This is a genomic window from Microbispora sp. NPDC046933 (genome assembly GCF_040644635.1).
Taxonomy (GTDB): Bacteria; Actinomycetota; Actinomycetes; order Streptosporangiales; family Streptosporangiaceae; genus Microbispora.
The window spans coordinates 137,697-154,614 of the sequence record NZ_JBEYWW010000019.1 but is presented as its reverse complement, the minus strand read 5'-3'; the positions used below and the strand labels follow the sequence as shown (position 1 = coordinate 154,614).

Annotated in this window: 12 protein-coding genes; 4 read left to right on the top strand and 8 right to left on the bottom strand. The window is 69.3% G+C overall.

Annotated elements, in window-relative coordinates:
* Positions 1-26: 26 nt before the first annotated feature.
* The 3 genes from ABZ857_RS25080 to ABZ857_RS25070 all read right to left on the bottom strand — a co-directional run bounded on the left by ABZ857_RS25080 (position 27) and on the right by ABZ857_RS25070 (position 1,899).
* Positions 27-614 carry a hypothetical protein gene (locus tag ABZ857_RS25080; protein ID WP_357046742.1) on the bottom strand — a complete coding sequence of 196 codons (588 nt, stop codon included), beginning with the start codon at positions 612-614 and terminating at the stop codon, positions 27-29.
* Positions 615-798: 184 nt separating this feature from the next.
* Positions 799-1,134 (bottom strand): hypothetical protein, encoded by a 336-nt coding sequence (locus ABZ857_RS25075; RefSeq protein ID WP_357046740.1) that lies wholly within the window; start codon positions 1,132-1,134, stop codon positions 799-801.
* Between the two features lie 351 nt (positions 1,135-1,485).
* Positions 1,486-1,899 (bottom strand): YchJ family metal-binding protein, encoded by a 414-nt coding sequence (locus ABZ857_RS25070; RefSeq protein ID WP_357046738.1) that lies wholly within the window; start codon positions 1,897-1,899, stop codon positions 1,486-1,488.
* Between the two features lie 419 nt (positions 1,900-2,318).
* On the opposite strand from ABZ857_RS25070, the gene ABZ857_RS25065 reads away from it, so the two are divergent.
* Both ABZ857_RS25065 and ABZ857_RS25060 read left to right on the top strand, forming a co-directional pair.
* Entirely contained in the window at positions 2,319-2,882 is a 564-nt protein-coding gene (locus tag ABZ857_RS25065) for a carbohydrate-binding module family 20 domain-containing protein (protein ID WP_357046736.1), read from the top strand.
* A gap of 88 nt (positions 2,883-2,970) precedes the next feature.
* Positions 2,971-5,037, top strand: coding sequence for a S8 family serine peptidase (locus ABZ857_RS25060; RefSeq protein ID WP_357046734.1), 2,067 nt, complete (start codon positions 2,971-2,973; stop codon positions 5,035-5,037).
* 187 nt (positions 5,038-5,224) lie between these two features.
* On the opposite strand, the gene ABZ857_RS25055 is transcribed toward ABZ857_RS25060, so the two are convergent.
* Genes ABZ857_RS25055 through ABZ857_RS25035 form a run of 5 tightly spaced genes read right to left on the bottom strand, consistent with a single transcriptional unit; the run spans position 5,225 to position 11,109 of the window.
* Positions 5,225-6,268 (bottom strand): LacI family DNA-binding transcriptional regulator, encoded by a 1,044-nt coding sequence (locus ABZ857_RS25055; protein WP_357046732.1) that lies wholly within the window; start codon positions 6,266-6,268, stop codon positions 5,225-5,227.
* Positions 6,268-7,869: a glycoside hydrolase family 13 protein gene (locus ABZ857_RS25050; protein WP_357046730.1), complete on the bottom strand. Its 1,602-nt coding sequence runs from the start codon at positions 7,867-7,869 to the stop codon at positions 6,268-6,270. Before ABZ857_RS25050 ends, ABZ857_RS25055 begins: the two co-directional genes overlap by 1 nt.
* Before the next feature lie 50 nt (positions 7,870-7,919).
* Positions 7,920-8,801: a carbohydrate ABC transporter permease gene (locus ABZ857_RS25045; protein ID WP_357046728.1), complete on the bottom strand. Its 882-nt coding sequence runs from the start codon at positions 8,799-8,801 to the stop codon at positions 7,920-7,922.
* Positions 8,798-9,808, bottom strand: coding sequence for a sugar ABC transporter permease (locus ABZ857_RS25040; RefSeq protein ID WP_357046726.1), 1,011 nt, complete (start codon positions 9,806-9,808; stop codon positions 8,798-8,800). The genes ABZ857_RS25045 and ABZ857_RS25040 overlap by 4 nt, the downstream gene beginning before the upstream one ends.
* Positions 9,809-9,810: 2 nt before the next feature.
* Entirely contained in the window at positions 9,811-11,109 is a 1,299-nt protein-coding gene (locus tag ABZ857_RS25035; RefSeq protein ID WP_357046724.1) for an extracellular solute-binding protein, read from the bottom strand.
* Positions 11,110-11,729: 620 nt separating this feature from the next.
* Here ABZ857_RS25035 and ABZ857_RS25030 point away from each other — a divergent pair.
* Positions 11,730-13,760: a carbohydrate binding domain-containing protein gene (locus tag ABZ857_RS25030; protein ID WP_357046722.1), complete on the top strand. Its 2,031-nt coding sequence runs from the start codon at positions 11,730-11,732 to the stop codon at positions 13,758-13,760.
* Between the two features lie 65 nt (positions 13,761-13,825).
* Positions 13,826-16,864 carry a carbohydrate binding domain-containing protein gene (locus ABZ857_RS25025; RefSeq protein WP_357046721.1) on the top strand — a complete coding sequence of 1,013 codons (3,039 nt, stop codon included), beginning with the start codon at positions 13,826-13,828 and terminating at the stop codon, positions 16,862-16,864.
* Positions 16,865-16,918 lie beyond the last annotated feature (54 nt).

Sequence of the window (16,918 nt, the reverse complement as noted above, 5' to 3'; positions counted from 1 at the left end):
ATGGCCGTCGCCTGGTGGATGGGCCGCTACCGGTGGTGCGGCCCGCGGGCCGGCGGCACCGGGCGGGGCGCGGGCACCGGCCGCGGAACCGCACGCCCGCGGTTCGGCACCGGCTGGGGGCCGGTCCCCCGCCGGCCAGGAAGGACCGCCGGGTGCCGGGGCGCCGCCCCCGCACGGGTCGTGGCCCCCGCTTTCGTCGCCGCCCCCGCTCGGGGTGCCACCCGCGCTCGTGGCGACGCCTGCGGGGCCGGGGCCGGCACGGGCGAGGCGCCCGCGTAGGGCGTGCCGAGCGCCTGCGCGATGTCGCACGCCCGGTTGCCCCTGCACATCGCGTTCTGGATGCCGGTCCCCCCGTTCGCGACGTTGATCGTGATCTGCTGCGTACCGCGGTTTGTCGTGGGACTCGAGGCGGTGAGCCCCGGCTGGGCGGCGTCCCCGCCGGGCCGCGCGGGCCGCAGCCCGGGCTCCTGGTGGCGAGGCGTCTCCCGCCCGTGCGTGCGGGTGGCCCCCGCGGCAGGGCCCGCGACGGCGAGCGCCGCCACGACCGACGCGCAGGCGAGGAGACCAAGACCGATCTTCCTCGTGACCGTCCCGCCGTGCCGCTGACACTTCATCACGCGCTCCCGCCAGTAGCCGCCGCAATGCTCCGGGCGGCCCCTTTTCGCCCAGGCGTTTTCAGGCTAGTGACCCCCTGGTTTCCCGCGCCCGGCGCGCGCGGCGCCTTACGGCATCATTGCCATATCAGTCAGCGCGACCCCGAATTCACGGAATTCACGGCCCGCGCGTATCCGGGCGCGGTCACCAGCCGTTGACGTTGATGGGCATGTTCTGCCAGATCTTGCAGAGCCTCGGGCCGGGACCGCAGAAGGCGCCCTGAGTGCTGATGCGCCCGCCGTTCGTGATGCCGGTCTGCTGCTGGCCGATCATGAAGGTCGGGGCGAACACGCCGTTGAGATTCTGGTTGAACTTGCCGTTGCCCGACTTGAGCTGACGGGCCGTGGCCGTCCCACCCGCTGCCACCTGGCCCCCGCCGCCGTGGCCGTGGCCGGTGACCGCCCTCATCGCACCACGACGCAGGGAATGCGCGCTCGCGCCCGCCTCCTGTACCGCGGTGCTCCAGGCGAGCGCGGCCACGAGAGCGGCCAGCGTCAGCCGGCGAACCGCCAGAGCCCGAAACGGTCGGGAGCGGGACGTGCAGCGGCGAGACATCGTGGAACGCACCTACCTACCAAGGCCATCCGGCAATGGGCATTCGTCGCGGACATAAGCAACGTTGGCCTCATACCCCGCGTCATGGCCTCGGCCCCGCTCATGCCAAGCACGGCATGGATGATGACCCATTTTTTGTCGCTATGCCTGCTGACCGGACACCAGGCGTACATACCATCAAATGCCGCTATCGGCATAAATTAAATGAGAGCAACTTATCGGAGAAAAGCCGCTGCGGAGTCCGTGGTCGGCGACCGCGCCGGGCCTCCGCGGTGCTCACTCGCCGACGGCGTCCAGATAGACCCAGGCGCCTTCGTGGCGGACGAAGCGGCTCTGCTCGCGCATCTCGCCGGGCTGTCCCCGGTAGGCGTACCGGGCGAGGAAGGTGACGGTGCCGTCGGTGTGGATCGGGCTTCCGCCGGTGACCGCCTCGATCCGCAGCCCGGTCCACCGCATGCCCTGCTCGAACTCGACCCGGGCCGGACGGGTGGAGGGATGCCAGGTCCGCAGCAGGTACGCCTCGTCCTCGACGGCGAACGCGGAGAAGCGCGAGCGCATCAGCGCCTCCGCCGTCGGCGCGGCCTGTCCCGCGTGGAACCGGCCGCAGCACTCGCCGTAGGCGCCCGGCAGACCGCAGGGACAGGGCTCGCCGGCGCGCGGCGTACGGCGGGTACGAGAGGTACGGCTCACCCCGCGAGGCTATCGCTCCCTGCCACCGGCCATACGGCGGCCATGGGCTACCTACCCGGAAGCAACTCTTTGCAGACCTTTCAATGAGTTTGCGACCTGTGGAATCGGACCGTGAGGACAGGCGTCCGAGCCGGGACGGACGGCGACGATGAGATGACAGTCCCAGCTCAGCGCCCCTTCAGCGCTCCTGAGCCCACCTCCGGCGGCACCTTGTGACGAAACGCACAGCCATGTCGGCCGACTGTCGATCTCGCATCCGCATGGGCCGATCGGTCACGAATTCAGACCTCAACGTCGAGAGTGGGTGACGAATCCATGATCTGACCCCCTGGTCGACGAAACGGATTTCGCAATCTTTCAGGGCTTTGCGCAAGACTTAGCCTTGCCTTGCAGTGATCAACCCGACGTGGGAGGAACACGTGACAAGGCGCATCACCCGCACGATGGCGGCCCTCGGCACGGGCCTGGCGACCCTGCTGGGAGCCGCCCTGGCCACCGCGAGCCCCGCGAGCGCGGACGACGGCGCGGCGCCGAGCTGCGTCAGCTACTACCAGAGCTACCGCTACCTGCAGGCCGAGAACACCTGCGACTACGACGTGCACGTCTACGCGCGCTACGTCAACGGAGCGGAGACCACGCCCATCTACCTCAAGGCGCACACGTCGCCGACGACGATCGGCTCCGGGTACGGCTTCAGCGACGTGCAGTCCCTGCGGCTGGCCGCGAAGGTCACCGTCTGGGTGCACTACAACGTCGGCTACGGCAACAACGTGGCCATCCGCGGCGACGCCTCGCCCCTCAGCTGGAGCACCGGGCAGGCGTGCGTGAACCGGGCCGCCGACCTGTGGGAGTGCACGGTCAGCGGCATCCCCGGCGGCACCACGTTCCAGTACAAGGTGCTGATCAACGACACCACCTGGTCCACCGGTTCGAACTACACGGGCGTCAGCGGCCACGGCCACGACATCACGCCCAGCTTCTAGCCCTACGCGCCGCGCTCCCGGACGTGGTCCGGGGGCGCGTCGCGCGTGACCTCGCACCCCACCTCATCCCCAGCATCAGGGAGAACCCTTGCGAAGTTCATCTGTGGCCGCCGCCCTCACGGCGGCCGCTCTGGTCGGCCTGCCCGCCGTGTCCGCCGCGGCGCAGACCGATCCCTCCACCGCCCCAGGAGAGGCGGGCAGCGACCACACCGTCACCCTCGTCACCGGTGACACGGTGAAGGCACGCCTGGAGGGCAAAGACCTGCGCGTGCTGTCGGTCGAGCCGGGTGAGGGACGCACCGGCGTCACCTTCGCCGTCACCGACCGCGGCGACCAGGTGTCGGTGGTCCCCTCCGACGCCGCCCCGCTCATCCGGGCCGACCGGCTCGACCCCCGGCTGTTCGAGGTCGGCACGCTGATCGCCGACGGCTACGACGACGCCCACAGCCCGTCCATCCCGGTCATGACGACCTACGGCAAGAGCACGACGAGCACCAACGCCGCCCGGGCCCGCGACGCCCTCGGCAGCGCGGCCAAGCCCCGCCACGACTTCCCCCGCCTCGGGGTCAGCGCCTTCGCCATCGGCAAGAAGGCCGCCCCTGCGGGCTGGCGCGGGCTGACCGGCGGCTCCGCCGAACCCACCGGCCTGCAGGGCGGCGTCACCAAGCTGTGGCTCGACGGCAAGGTCACCGCCGGCCTCGACCAGAGCGTCCCGCACATCGGCGCCCCCACCGCCTGGTCCTCCGGCTACGACGGCACCGGGGTCAAGGTGGCCGTGCTGGACACCGGATACGACACCGACCACCCCGACCTGGCGGGCAAGGTGGTCGCCTCCGCCGACTTCATGGGAAGCACGAGCGGCGTCGAGGACATCAACTCCCACGGCACCCACGTCGCCTCGACCGTCGCCGGTTCCGGCGCAGCGTCCGGCGGCCTGTACAAGGGGGTCGCTCCGGGCGCGAGCCTGGTCGTCGGCAAGGTCCTCGGCGACGACGGCTACGGCTACGACTCCTCCGTCATCGCGGGCATGAACTGGGCCGTCGGCACCCAGGGCGCCAAGATCGTCAGCATGAGCATCCAGAGCGGCGGCGGCAACCCCGACGCTCCCATTCCCACCGCGATCAACACGCTGACCTCCCAGTACGACGCGCTGTTCGTGGTCTGCTCGGGCAACTACGGCCCCGGCACCTCCACCATCAGCTCCATCGGCGCGGCCGGGTCGGCGCTGACCGTGGGTGCGGTCGACCTCACCGACACCGTCGCGGGCTTCTCCAGCCGCGGCCCCGTCGGCGACCAGGGGATCAAGCCCGACATGACCGGCCCCGGCGTGAACATCACCGCCGCCGTGCCCGGCGGCGGCTACGGCGGCAAGAGCGGCTGCTCGATGGCGACCCCGCACGTCGCGGGCACCGCCGCGCTCGTCAAGCAGCGCCACCCCGCCTGGGGCGCGCAGCGGCTCAAGGACGCCCTGATGGGCACCGCCGCGGCCGCCGCCGGGACCACCCCCTACACGTACGGCACCGGCCGGGTCGACGCGGCCCGCGCGGTCGGCCAGCAGGTCACCGCGAACCCGCCGAGCGCCGCCCTCGCGGTCACCACCGCCCAGCCCACGGCCACCCGCACCGTGACCTACACCAACGACGCCGCCACCCCGGTCACGCTGAACCTGGCCGTCTCCGCCACCGACTCCGGCGGCACGGCGCCAGCCCCGGCGGGCCTGTTCACCCTGAGCGCCAGTCAGGTGACGGTCCCCGCGAACGGCACCGCCCAGGTCACCGTCACCCTGCACCAGGTCAACGGCACCTACAGCCTGTACGGAGGCGTGCTGACCGCCACCTCCACCGGCGGGGCGTCGGTGCGCACCGCGCTCGGCGCCAAGGTCGAGCCGACGTCCACCACGACGACGGTGCGCGTCCACTACAACGTGGGCTGGGGCAACCGGATCACCATCCGCGGCGACACCTCGCCGCTGACCTGGAGCGGCGGGCAGGACTGCGTCAACAAGGCGGCCGACCTGTGGGAGTGCTCGATCACGGGCATCCCCGCCGGGCAGCAGTTCCAGTACAAGCCGCTGATCAACGACAGCACCTGGTCGACCGGCTCCAACTACTACGGCGTCGGCGGCCAGGTCGCCGACGTCTATCCCGCGTTCTGACCGATTCCGATCGACGAGAGAACCTCCGGCCGCGGTGCCTCACACCGCGGCCGCAGGCCGTCCCGGCCGTCCACGACGACCGCGGTCCTGTCGGGTTCGATCTCCGCGCGTTCCGCCGGCAGGCGCGGAACGGTCAGCGGAACCGCGTGGTGCACGCTCGGCTTCTCCTGGTACGTCGTGACAACGGCTAGCGGCGGACTTTGGGACCCGAGCCGGTCGAACCGCGCACGATCAGCTCCGGCCGGAAGACCAGCTCCTGGTGTCGTGAGGGGGCGCCCCCGATCACCTCGAGCAGGGTGTCGACGGCGGCGGCGGCCATCGCCTGGACGGGCTGGCGCACCGTGGTGAGCGGCGGGTCCGTGAACGCGATCAGCGGGGAGTCGTCGTATCCGACGACCGAGACGTCCCCGGGCACGCCCAGCCCGCGTTCCCGGCAGGCCCGGATGGCGCCGATCGCCATCAGGTCGCTGGCGCAGACGATCCCGGTGCAACCCCCGTCCAGCAGGTAGGCCGCGGCCGCCTGCCCGCCCTCGACCGAGAACAGGGAGTGGGAGATCAGGGCGTCGGTGTCCGTCACGCCGAGCAGTTCGGCCAGCGCCTGCCGGTATCCCTCGATCTTCCGGATCACCGGGACGAACCGCGCCTGGCCGACCGCCAGCCCGATCCGCTCATGGCCGAGATCGACCAGATGCTGCACGGCCAGCCTCGCCGCCAGCCGGTCGTCGGGGGAGACGAAGGGCGCCTCCACGTCGGCCGCGTGCCCGTTCAGCAGCACGATCGGCACTTCCTTGGAGATGAGCTGGGAGTATCTGTCCGAGCGCGCCGTCGTGTCCGCGTGCAGCCCGGAGACGAAGACCATCCCGATCACGCCGCGGTCGAGCAGTAGCTCGGTGAACTCGTCCTCCGGTGCCCCGCCCGGCATCTGGGTGCACAGGACGGGCGTGTAGCCGTACTGGGTGAGCGCCTTCTCGATTGCCTGCGCGAAGGCCGGGAAGATGGGGTTGTCCAGCTCCGGGGTGATCAGCCCGACCAGCCCGTTGCTCCGCTGCCGCAGCCGCTGCGGCCGCTCGTACCCCATGAGGTCGAGGGCCGCGAGCACGGCCTGCCGGGTGACCTTCGAGACGCCCGGCTTGCCGTTCAGCACCCGGCTGACGGTCGCCTCGCTGACGCCGGCCTGCGTGGCGATGTCCGTCAGCCGGGGAATCCCGATCGCAAGGGGACTCGACGACATCAGCGTCCCCGCCACCACGCGGCGGAGTCCGGAGCCAGGACGACCCTTCCGCCGCTCACCCGGGCGGGAGCGCTCGCCAGCAGGAGTTCGCCCGCCACCGTCAGCTCCACCGGCCGGTCGCGGAGGTTGACCGCGCAGACGAAGCCCTCGCCCCGGGAGAAGGCGAGGCTCCCCTCCGGCGAGTCGAGCCACACGAGAGGGCCGTCACCGAGGCCGGGAAGCTCGCGGCGCAGGCGCAGCGCCCGGCGGTAGAGGGTGAGCATGGACTCCGGGTCGTCGCGCTGCGCCTCCACGCTGAGCCGCCCCCACGACTCCGGTATCGGCAGCCAGGCGCTCTCGGCACCCGGCGGCGCGAAGCCGAACGGCTTGTCCTGCGTCCAGGGCAGCGGCACCCGGCAGCCGTCCCGCCCGCTGTCGGGGTCGCGCAGCCGCTGCGGGTCCTGCAGGTACTGCTCGGGCAGGTCCAGCACCTCGGGCAGCCCCAGCTCCTCGCCCTGGTAGACGTACGCCGAGCCGGGCAGCGCCAGGGTGAGCAGCGCGGCGGCGCGGGCCCGGCGGAGGCCGAGGTCGCCGCCGCCGTAGCGGGTGACGTGCCGTTTCACGTCGTGGTTGGACAGCACCCAGGTCGGGGGCGCGTCCACCAGCGCCGACGTGCGCACCGACTCGTCGATCACCTCCCGGAACGCCTCGGCGTCCCAGGGGGCGGTCAGGAAGTGGAAGTTGAACGCCTGGTGCAGCTCGTCGGGCCGGACGTAGTTGGCCAGCCGCTCGGGCGAGGGCGCCCACGCCTCGGCCACCCCGATCCGCTCCCCCTCGTAGGAGTCGAGGATGCGGCGCCAGGCCCGGTGGATCTCGTGCACGCCGTCCTGGTCGAAGAACGGGACCACCTCCATCCCGATCATCCGCGCCTGGCCGGACCGGCCGACGTCCGGAAGACCGGGGGCCTTGACCATGCCGTGCGCCACGTCGATCCGGAAGCCGTCCACGCCGAGGTCGAGCCAGAACCGCAGCACGTCGGCGAACTCCTCGTGCACCTGCGGGTGCTCCCAGTTGAGGTCCGGCTGCTCGGGCGCGAACAGGTGCAGGTACCACTGGCCGTCCTCGACGCGGGTCCAGGCCGGCCCGCCGAAGATCGACTCCCAGTCGTTGGGCGGCAGCTCGCCCGCCGCGCCCTTGCCCTCGCGGAAGATGTAGCGCTCCCGCTCCGGGCTGCCCGGCCCGGCCCTCAGCGCCGCCTCGAACCAGGGGTGGCGGTCGGAGGTGTGGTTGGGCACCACGTCCACGATGATCCTCAGCCCGTGCCGGTGGACGTCGTCGATCAGCGCCTTCGCGTCGTCCAGGGAACCGAAGATCGGGTCGACGTTCCGGTAGTCGGCCACGTCGTAGCCGAAGTCGGCCATCGGCGAGGGGTAGAACGGCGTCAGCCAGATCGCGTCCACGCCCAGGTCGGCCAGGTAGGGCAGCCGGCCGCGCACGCCGGGCAGGTCGCCGATCCCGTCGCCGTTGCCGTCCGCGAAGCTGCGGACGTACACCTGATAGATCACCGCGTCACGCCACCACCGGGTCGCGACCGCCGACGGGCGGACGGCGAGTTCGGTCACTGTGCTTCCCCGATCCTTGTAGGAAATGGTCATGTCACTGATGGCGGGCGTCACATCTTCGTGGCGCCGCTGGTGAGCCCGGCCACCAGATGACGCTGGACGAGCAGGAAGACGACCGCGGCGGGAATCGCGATGAGCACGGCCGAGGCGGTGAGCAGCCCCCAGTCGGACCAGTGCTGGCCGACGAACTGCTGGAGCCCGACGCCGAGCGTGCGCTTCTCCTCCTGCGACATGAAGACCGTGGCGTACGCCACCTCGCCCCAGGCGGTCATGAAGCAGTAGAAGGCGGTCACCGCGAGGCTGGGCCTGGCCAGCGGCAGCACCACCCGCCAGAACGTGCCGAACGGGGTCAGGCCGTCGACCAGGCCCGCCTGGTCGATCTCCCTGGGGATGGTGTCGAAGTAGCTCTTCATCATCCAGGCGCAGAACGGCACGGCCACGGTCAGGTAGGCCGCGACGAGCCCGGGAATCCGGTTCAGCAACCCGAGACCGGCCATGAGGTTGTACAGCGGCACGATCAGGATCGCCACGGGGAACATCTGGGTGACCAGCAGCAGCCACATGACGCCCCGGTGGCCCGGGAAGCGGAACCTGCTGATCGCGTAACCGGTGGTCGCGGCGACGAACACGCCCAAGGCCATGGTCAGCCCCGCCGCGAGGACGGAGTTGAGCAGCCAGACGAGGAACTGTGTGTCGCCGAGCACCCGCGCGTAGTTCGTCAGCGACGGCTGGTTGAAGATCTCCAGCTCGGACGACAGCCACCCGTCCCGCGGCTTGAGCGAGGTGAGCACCAGCCAGACCACGGGGAACAGCGAGACGGCGGTGGCCAGCAGGAGCCCCCCGTGCAGGAGGACCGACCCGGCCAGGCTCCGCTGCTGCCGGCCGTACGACCTCGTGTGAGTGGTGGCGGCGCTCGGCATGTCGGTGCTCACCAGACCTCCCCCTGCTTGCGCAGTGCTCTGCGATAGACGACGGCCATGGCGACGAGCAGGAGCAGGATGATCACGCCCCAGGCCGCCGAGCCGGAGTAGTTGCGCACGCCGGTGAACGCCTCACGGAAGGCGTAGGTGACCAGGATCTCCGTAGAGGTGCCGGGTCCGCCCCGGGTGATCAGGAAGATCACCGGGAACATGTTGAACGTCCAGATCGTGCCGAGCAGCACGACCGTGCTCGACACCGAGCGCAGGCCCGGCAGGGTGATGTGGCGGAACCGCTGCCAGGGGCTGGCCCCGTCCACCTCGGCCGCCTCGTACAGCTCGGCCGGGATCGACTGGAGACCGCCGAGCAGGGCCACCATCATGAACGGCACGCCGACCCAGACGTTCACCGCGATGACCGCGAGCTTGGCCGTGGTCGGGTCGTCCAGCCAGCCGACCGCGCCGAGCCCGGCGGCCTTCAGCATCGCGTTGATCACGCCGTAGTCGCTGTTGAACAGGTAGCGCCAGATGAAGGCGGCCACGAACCCGGGAATGGCCCAGGGCAGGATCAGCAGCACCCGGTAGGCCGAGCGGAACCGCAGCCGGCGGTGCAGCATCATCGCCAGGCCGAGGCCGATCCCGTAGTGGAGGCCGACGCAGACGACGGTCCACAGCGCGGTCCACGCCAGCCTCCCCCAGAACAGGCTGCTCGTGAGGATGTCGACGTAGTTCTCGAGTCCGACGAACTTGTATCTCGCGGGGATGACGTTGACACCGATGGTGCGGCCCACGGTGGCCTCGGTGGCGTCGGTCAGGGACAGGTAGACGCCGCGGACCAGCGGCCAGCCGACCAGCACTCCGACGACGATCACCACCGGAGCGGTCATCGCCCACGCGTACCAGTGCTGGGACAGGAGACGCCGCACCGGTCCGGGCCGGCTTCCGCGGTGGCCGCGGGAGTCCTCGGCTCCCGCGGCCCCGTCCCTGGCCGTGCGGGAGGCACGTCCAGTCGTGGTCGCCACGATCAGCTCCAGTCCTTCATGATGCCGTGGTACTTCTCGTCGACCTGCTTGAGCGCGTCCTCGGGCTTGGTGCCGTCCAGCAGCGCCTGGTAGCCCTCGAGCAGCGGCTGGAAGAGCTGGCCGCCTTCGGGGATCCACGGACGGGGGACCGCCGTGTCCAGGATCGGCTTGAAGACCGCCACGTCCTGGTTCTCCTTGACCTTCGGGTCGTCGAAGCTGGACGCGCGGGCCGGGAGGAGGCCCAGCTCGCCGGAGACGGTGGCCAGGGAGCTCGCCGAGCTCATGAAGCGCAGGAACTCGTAGGAGGCGTCGAGGTTCTTGGATCCCGCGTAAACGGCGTAGTTCCATCCGCCGGTGGGCGCCCCGGCCTTGACCGAGCCCGCGGGGACGGGCGCGATGCCGAGGTTGCTCCTGTCCTGGAACTCCTTGCCCTGGTAGACCTCCGACAGCGCCCAGGGACCGTTGTAGATCATCGCGGTCTTGCCGTCCTTCAGGGCGGTCATGGCGTTGGCGTAGCTGTCCTGGAGGGCGGGCTTGGGCGCGGCCCCCGAGCTGATCAGGTCGGCCACCTCGCCCAGCGCCTTCACGTTCGCCGGCGTGTTGACCACGATCTTCTTGCTCTGCAGGTCGAGGAGGTCGCCGCCCTCGCCGTACATGAACGGAAGCAGGAAGTAGGAGTCCACGTTCAGGGTGAGGCCGTTCACCCCGGTCTTCGCCTTCACGTCGAGGGCGACCTTCTTGAGCTCGTCGAAGGTCTTGGGCGCCTCCTCGTAGCCCGCCTTCTTCAGCAGCTTCTTGTTGTAGAGCAGCGCGAGGGTGTCGGTCACCTGGGGCACCGCGTACGTCTTGCCCTCGTACTTGGTGCTGCTCAGCGGCCCGGGCAGGTAGTCGCTCTCGTTGTCGACGGCGCGGGTGCCGTCGAGCGGCTGGAGGTAGCCGAGCGCGGCGAACTGCGGGGTCCAGGCGACCTCCGAGCGGATGATGTCCGGGGCGCCGGTGCCCGCCTGCGCGGCCGTCTGGAACTGGCCCTGCGCCTGGTCGGACGGCACGTTGACGTACTTGACCTGGATCTTGGGGTACTTGGCCTCGAACTCCTTGATGAGCTTCTGGAAGGTCGGCCCCTCGCTGTCCGGCCGCGTGGTGTCCCACCAGGTGATCTCGCCGCTGATCTGGGTCGGGTCCGCGGGGGCGGCGGACTTCTCGTTCGCCGCCGACGTGCCGCCGTCGTCGCCGCTGCCGCAGGCGGAGGCCGCCAGTGCGAGGGCCGCGACGACTGTCACGGCCGAAATGGCTCGCCGCATGTCTATCTCCTCATGGGGACGCTCAGGGGATTGGAACGCGCCGGCGAGACCCGCTCACCGGCGTCGTTTGGGGGGTGAGCGTGACGTTACGCGGCTGCAAGAAGCTTTGAAAGACCTTGCAATGATCGACTGTCGTTTCGTTACAAATAGACGCTGGGTCATTTGTTGCTTACTGATCGCGACATATCCCAGGATAGATTCCGACAAATCGGACAGAGATGAGCGCAGCTCACACCAACACCGAGAGATGTTCTGGAATTTTCTGCAAGGTATTGCAATCCGAATGGCCGCTGAGTAACTTCCAGGCAACACCTGGGAAACCTGGACATGGAGGCCCTACGGTGTGCCCATCCCCCACCGGCCCGAGGGCGCCGCCCCCGCCTCACCCGCGTCCCGCGATGTCCGGGGCCGGGCCGTCAGCTCGTCCTCGCGTGTGCCGTTCTCATGGAATCCGCAGCGGCGCGGGATGAGGACGCCGCCGCATCGTCACGGCAGCTCATGCCGTCATCCTCGAAACCCGTACGCCGTCTCGCAGGCGTCACGCATGGAAGCGGGCCGGGTGTTGACCCCACCCAGCCCGCATCAACGGGATCCCGTCCTGAGTTCTGGAGACCCCCTCTATGAGACTGTACAAAGCAATCGTCGCGGGCGCGTTAACCGCGACCGCGGCGGCCGGCACCGCCGTGGCGCTGCCCGCGCTGACCGAGACCGCCGCCGGCGCGGCGTCCGGCCCCGGAGTGACCGTCAACCTGTGGAACTGGAACTGGAAGTCGGTGGCCAGGGAGTGCACCGACGTCCTGGGCCCGGCCGGGTACGGCTCGGTGCAGGTGTCCCCGCCCAACGACTCCATGTCCAAGGGCGGCTCGGTCTGGTGGGACGTCTACCAGCCCGCCCGCTACACGCTGACCAGCAAGTTCGGGGACGAGGCCGCGTTCAGGAACATGGTCGACACCTGCCACGCCGCGGGCGTGAAGGTGCAGGTGGACACCGTCATCAACCACATGACCGGGCAGGGCGCCACCAGCTACGGCGGCTACGGCTTCAGCAAGTACAACTACCCCGGGCTCTACTCCTCCTGGGACTTCCACTCCCCCACCTGCGGCATCACCGACCCCGACTACGGCAACAACGCCTGGCGGGTGCAGAACTGCGAGCTCGTCAGCCTGTCCGACCTCAACACCGGCTCCGACTACGTGCGGGGCCAGATCGCCGCGTTCATGAACAAGCTGACCGACCTGGGCGTCGACGGCTTCCGGATCGACGCCGCCAAGCACATCAGCCCCGACGACCTCGCGGCGATCAAGTCCAGGCTCAAGGGCTCGCCGTACATCCACCAGGAGGTCATCTACGGCAAGGACGAGGCGGTCCAGCCGAACCAGTACACCGGCATCGGCGACGTGGACGAGTTCGTCTACGGCCGCAAGCTCAAGGAGCAGTTCACCGGCCAGATCAAGTATCTGCAGAGCTTCGGACAGAGCTGGGGCCTGTCGGTGGGCAGCGACAAGGCCATGGTGTTCGTCGACAACCACGACACCGAGCGCAAGGACCCCTCCGCCGGCGACGCCACGCTCAACTACAAGTACGGCGCGACCTACAAGCTGGCCAACGTCTTCATGCTGGCCTGGCCGTACGGCAAGCCCAACGTCTACTCCTCCTTCACCTGGAACGACAAGGAGGGCGGCCCGCCGTCGGCCAACGGCGGGTTCGTCACCGACACGGACTGCTCCAACGGCCGGTGGACCTGCTTCGACCGTGAGATGACCGGCATGGTCGGCTTCCACAACACCGTCGCCGGCACCTCCGTCGGCAACTGGACCGACAACGGCGGAAACCTGATCGCCTTCAGCCGCGGCGACAAGGGCTGGGTCGCGATCAACAACGAGAACGGCAGCGTCACCCGCACCTTCACCACCGGCCTGCCCGCGGGGACGTACCCGAACGTGGCGGGGGGCGGCTCGGTGACGGTGAACTCGGGCGGCACGGCGACGGTCACCGTCCCGGCCAAGAGCGCCGTCGCCATCCGCGTCGGCACGTCGGCCTCGCCGTCGCCCACCGTGACCCCGACCGGTGACAAGACCGCGACCGTCTACTACAAGACCGGCTGGAGCAACGCCAACATCCACTACGGAGTCAACGGCACCTGGACCTCGGTTCCCGGTGTCGCCATGGACACCGCCTGCACCGGCTGGAAGAAGAAGACCGTCGACCTCGGCGCCGCCACCACCTTCCAGGTCGTCTTCAACAACGGCTCCGGCACCTGGGACAACAACGGCGGCAACAACTACACCGTCGGCACCGGCACCACCATCGTCAAGGACGGTGTGGCCAGCGGCAACGCCGCCAACCCCTGTGAGGGCACCAGCACCGGCAACGCGACCGTGTACTACTACACGGGCTGGAACCCGGCCAACATCCACTACGGGATCAACGGCACCTGGACCTCGGTTCCCGGCGTCGCCATGGACACCGCCTGCACCGGCTGGAAGAAGAAGACCATCGACCTCGGCACCGCCACCACCTTCCAGGTCGTCTTCAACAACGGCTCCGGCAGCTGGGACAACAACCAGGGCAGGAACTACACCGTCGGCACCGGCACCAGCACCGTGAAGGACGGCGTGGTCACCGGCAACGCCGCCAACCCCTGCGGCTGACCGCCGGCGCGTCCCGGCCCCGCCCGGGCCGGGACCCGATCTCACCCCCCACCAGAAGGACCGCAATGAACCGCAGACGCGTTCACCTCGCCGTGGCCACGGTGATCGTCGCGTTGTCGAGCCTGATGACGGTGACCACCGCCCATGCGGCCGGCAGCGCCACGGTGTTCTACAAGACGGGCTGGAACCCGGCCAACATCCACTACGGGATCAACGGCACCTGGACCTCGGTTCCCGGCGTCGCCATGGACACCGCCTGCACCGGCTGGAAGAAGAAGACCATCGACCTCGGCACCGCCACCACCTTCCAGGTCACCTTCAACAACGGCTCCGGCACCTGGGACAACAACCAGGGCAGGAACTACACCATCGGCACCGGCACCACCGTCGTCCAGAACGGGGTGGTCACCGGCAACGCCCCGGACCCCTGCGTGACGGCCACGCCGTCCCCCTCGCCGTCCCCCTCACCGTCCCCCTCGCCGTCCGCCTCGCCGTCCGCCTCGCCGTCCGCCCAAGGCAGGGCGACCGTCTTCTACTACAAGAAGACCAGGGGCTGGAGCTCCGCGAAGATCCATTACCAGCCCACCGGCGGCTCGTGGACGACGGTCCCGGGCATCGACATGGACGAGGAGACCTGCGCCGACTGGGCGAAGAAGACGGTCGACCTCGGCGGCGCGACGGGGCTCAAGGCCGCCTTCAACAACGGCTCCGGCACCTGGGACAACAACAACGGCGCCGACTACTCCATCGGCACCGGCACCACCACGGTCAAGGACGGCGTCGTACGCGGGAACGCGCCGGAGCCGTGCACGCCCGAGCCGCCGGATACGACCGCGCCCAGCGTGCCCACGGGCCTGGCCGCGACCGCGTCGGGCACGACCGTCACGCTCACCTGGACGGCGTCGGCCGACAACGTCGGTGTCACCGGGTACGAGATCAGCCGGGCCAAGGGCGAGGAGACCCCCGTCGTCCGCTCCTCCTCCGGCACGTCGTACAAGGAGTCCGGGCTGGACGCCAGGACGGCCTACACCTACAAGGTGCGGGCGCTGGACGCCGCGGGCAACAAATCCGCCTACACCGATGCCGTCTCGGTCAAGACGGGTGACGGACCGCCACCGGTCACCCAGGGCACCCCGCTCGGCGGCGATCCGCGCAAGGACTCCATCTACTTCGTCATGACGGCGCGGTTCTACGACGGTGACACCTCCAACGACAGGGGCGGAAGCCAGAACATCCGCTCCGGCAACGCGGCGAACAACGACCCGATGTTCCGCGGCGACTTCAAGGGCCTCATCGAGAAGCTCGACTACATCAAGGCCCTCGGCTTCTCCGCGATCTGGATCACCCCGGTCGTGCTCAACCGGTCCGACTACGACTACCACGGCTACCACGGCTGGGACTTCTACCGTGTGGACACCCGGCTGGAGACGCCCGGACACACCTACCAGGACCTGATCAACAAGGCCCACGCCAAGGGCCTGAAGATCTACCAGGACGTCGTCTACAACCACAGCTCGCGCTGGGGCGCCAGGGGCCTGTTCGTGCCCCCGGTGTACGGCGTGCGCGACGAGCAGTGGAAGTGGATGTACAGCCGGAAGGAATCGGGCCGCGAGTACGACCCGATGGAGGAGCACCAGGGCGACGACCCCGGCATGACGGCGGCGCAGAACCAGATGGCCAAGGGACGGCCGTACAACGGCGACCTGTGGTCCACCGAGGAGCCGGCGGGCAACACCTGCCGCAACTGGGGGACGCCGACCCAGTACTCAAGCCCCGAGGGATACCGCATCTACAACTGCCAGTGGCCGAGCCCGACCTCGGGGATGTTCCCGGCGAAGTACTACCACCAGTGCTGGATCGGCAACTGGGAGGGTGAGGACTCGCGCAGCTGCTGGCTGCACGATGACCTGGCCGACTTCAACACCGAGAACGCCGAGGTGCAGAAGTACCTCATCGACGCCTACAACCGGTTCATCGACATGGGCGTCGACGGCTTCCGGATCGACACCGCCATCCACATCCCCCGGGTCACCTGGAACCGCCGCTTCCTGCCGGCGATCTACGACCGGGTCAAGGAGAAGTTCGGCGAGGACAAGGCGAAGGACTTCTACGTCTTCGGCGAGGTCGCCGCGTTCGTGAACGACAAGTGGAACCGCGGCTCGGTCAACCACTCCGCGCAGTTCTACACCTGGAAGGAGCGCAAGGACTACAGCGCCGACGACGAGAAGGCCGCGATCGAGCAGTACACCTACGAGGAGCAGCTCGGCACGGGCAACCAGCCCACCAGCACCAACGCCTTCCTGAGCGGGAACGCCTACCACGCGCCCGACCACTCGAAGTTCTCCGGCATGAACATCATCGACATGCGCATGCACATGAACTTCTCGGACGCGCAGAACGCCTTCAACAACGGCAAGGACTCCGACGACAGCGTCAACGACGCCACCTACAACGCCGTCTACGTCGACTCGCACGACTACGGACCGAACAAGTCGTCCAACCGCTACGCCGGCGGCACCGACGCCTGGGCCGAGAACATGAGCCTGATGTGGACCTTCCGCGGCATCCCCACCCTCTACTACGGATCGGAGATCGAGTTCCAGAAGGGCAAGCAGATCGACTGCGGGCCCACCTGCCCGCTCGCCACCACCGGCCGCGCCTACTACGGCGACAAGATCGAGGGCACCGTCACCGCGAGTGGCTACGGCGAGGTCTCCGGCGCGTCGGGACCCGTCGCGACGACACTGGGACAGCCGCTGGTCAAGCACCTGCAGCGGCTCAACCAGATCCGCCGGGCCATCCCGGCGCTCCAGATGGGGCAGTACTCGACCGAAGGCGTGTCCGGCTCGATGGCCTACAAGCGCCGCTACACCAGCGGGTCCACCGACAGCTTCGTCCTGGTGACCGTCTCCTCCGGCGCGACCTTCACCGGCATCCCCAACGGGACGTACGTCGACGCGGTCACCGGAGACAGGAAGACCGTCACCGACCAGACCCTGTCGATCGGCCTGAACGGCAAGGGCAACATGCGCGCCTACGTGCTCGACCAAGCCGGCAACCCGGCTCCGGGCAAGATCGGCGCCGACGGGCCGTACCTCAAGTAGTCCCTTGAGAGGTCGGGGCGGGAGTGCGCTCCCCGCCCCGACCGGCGTCGCGGG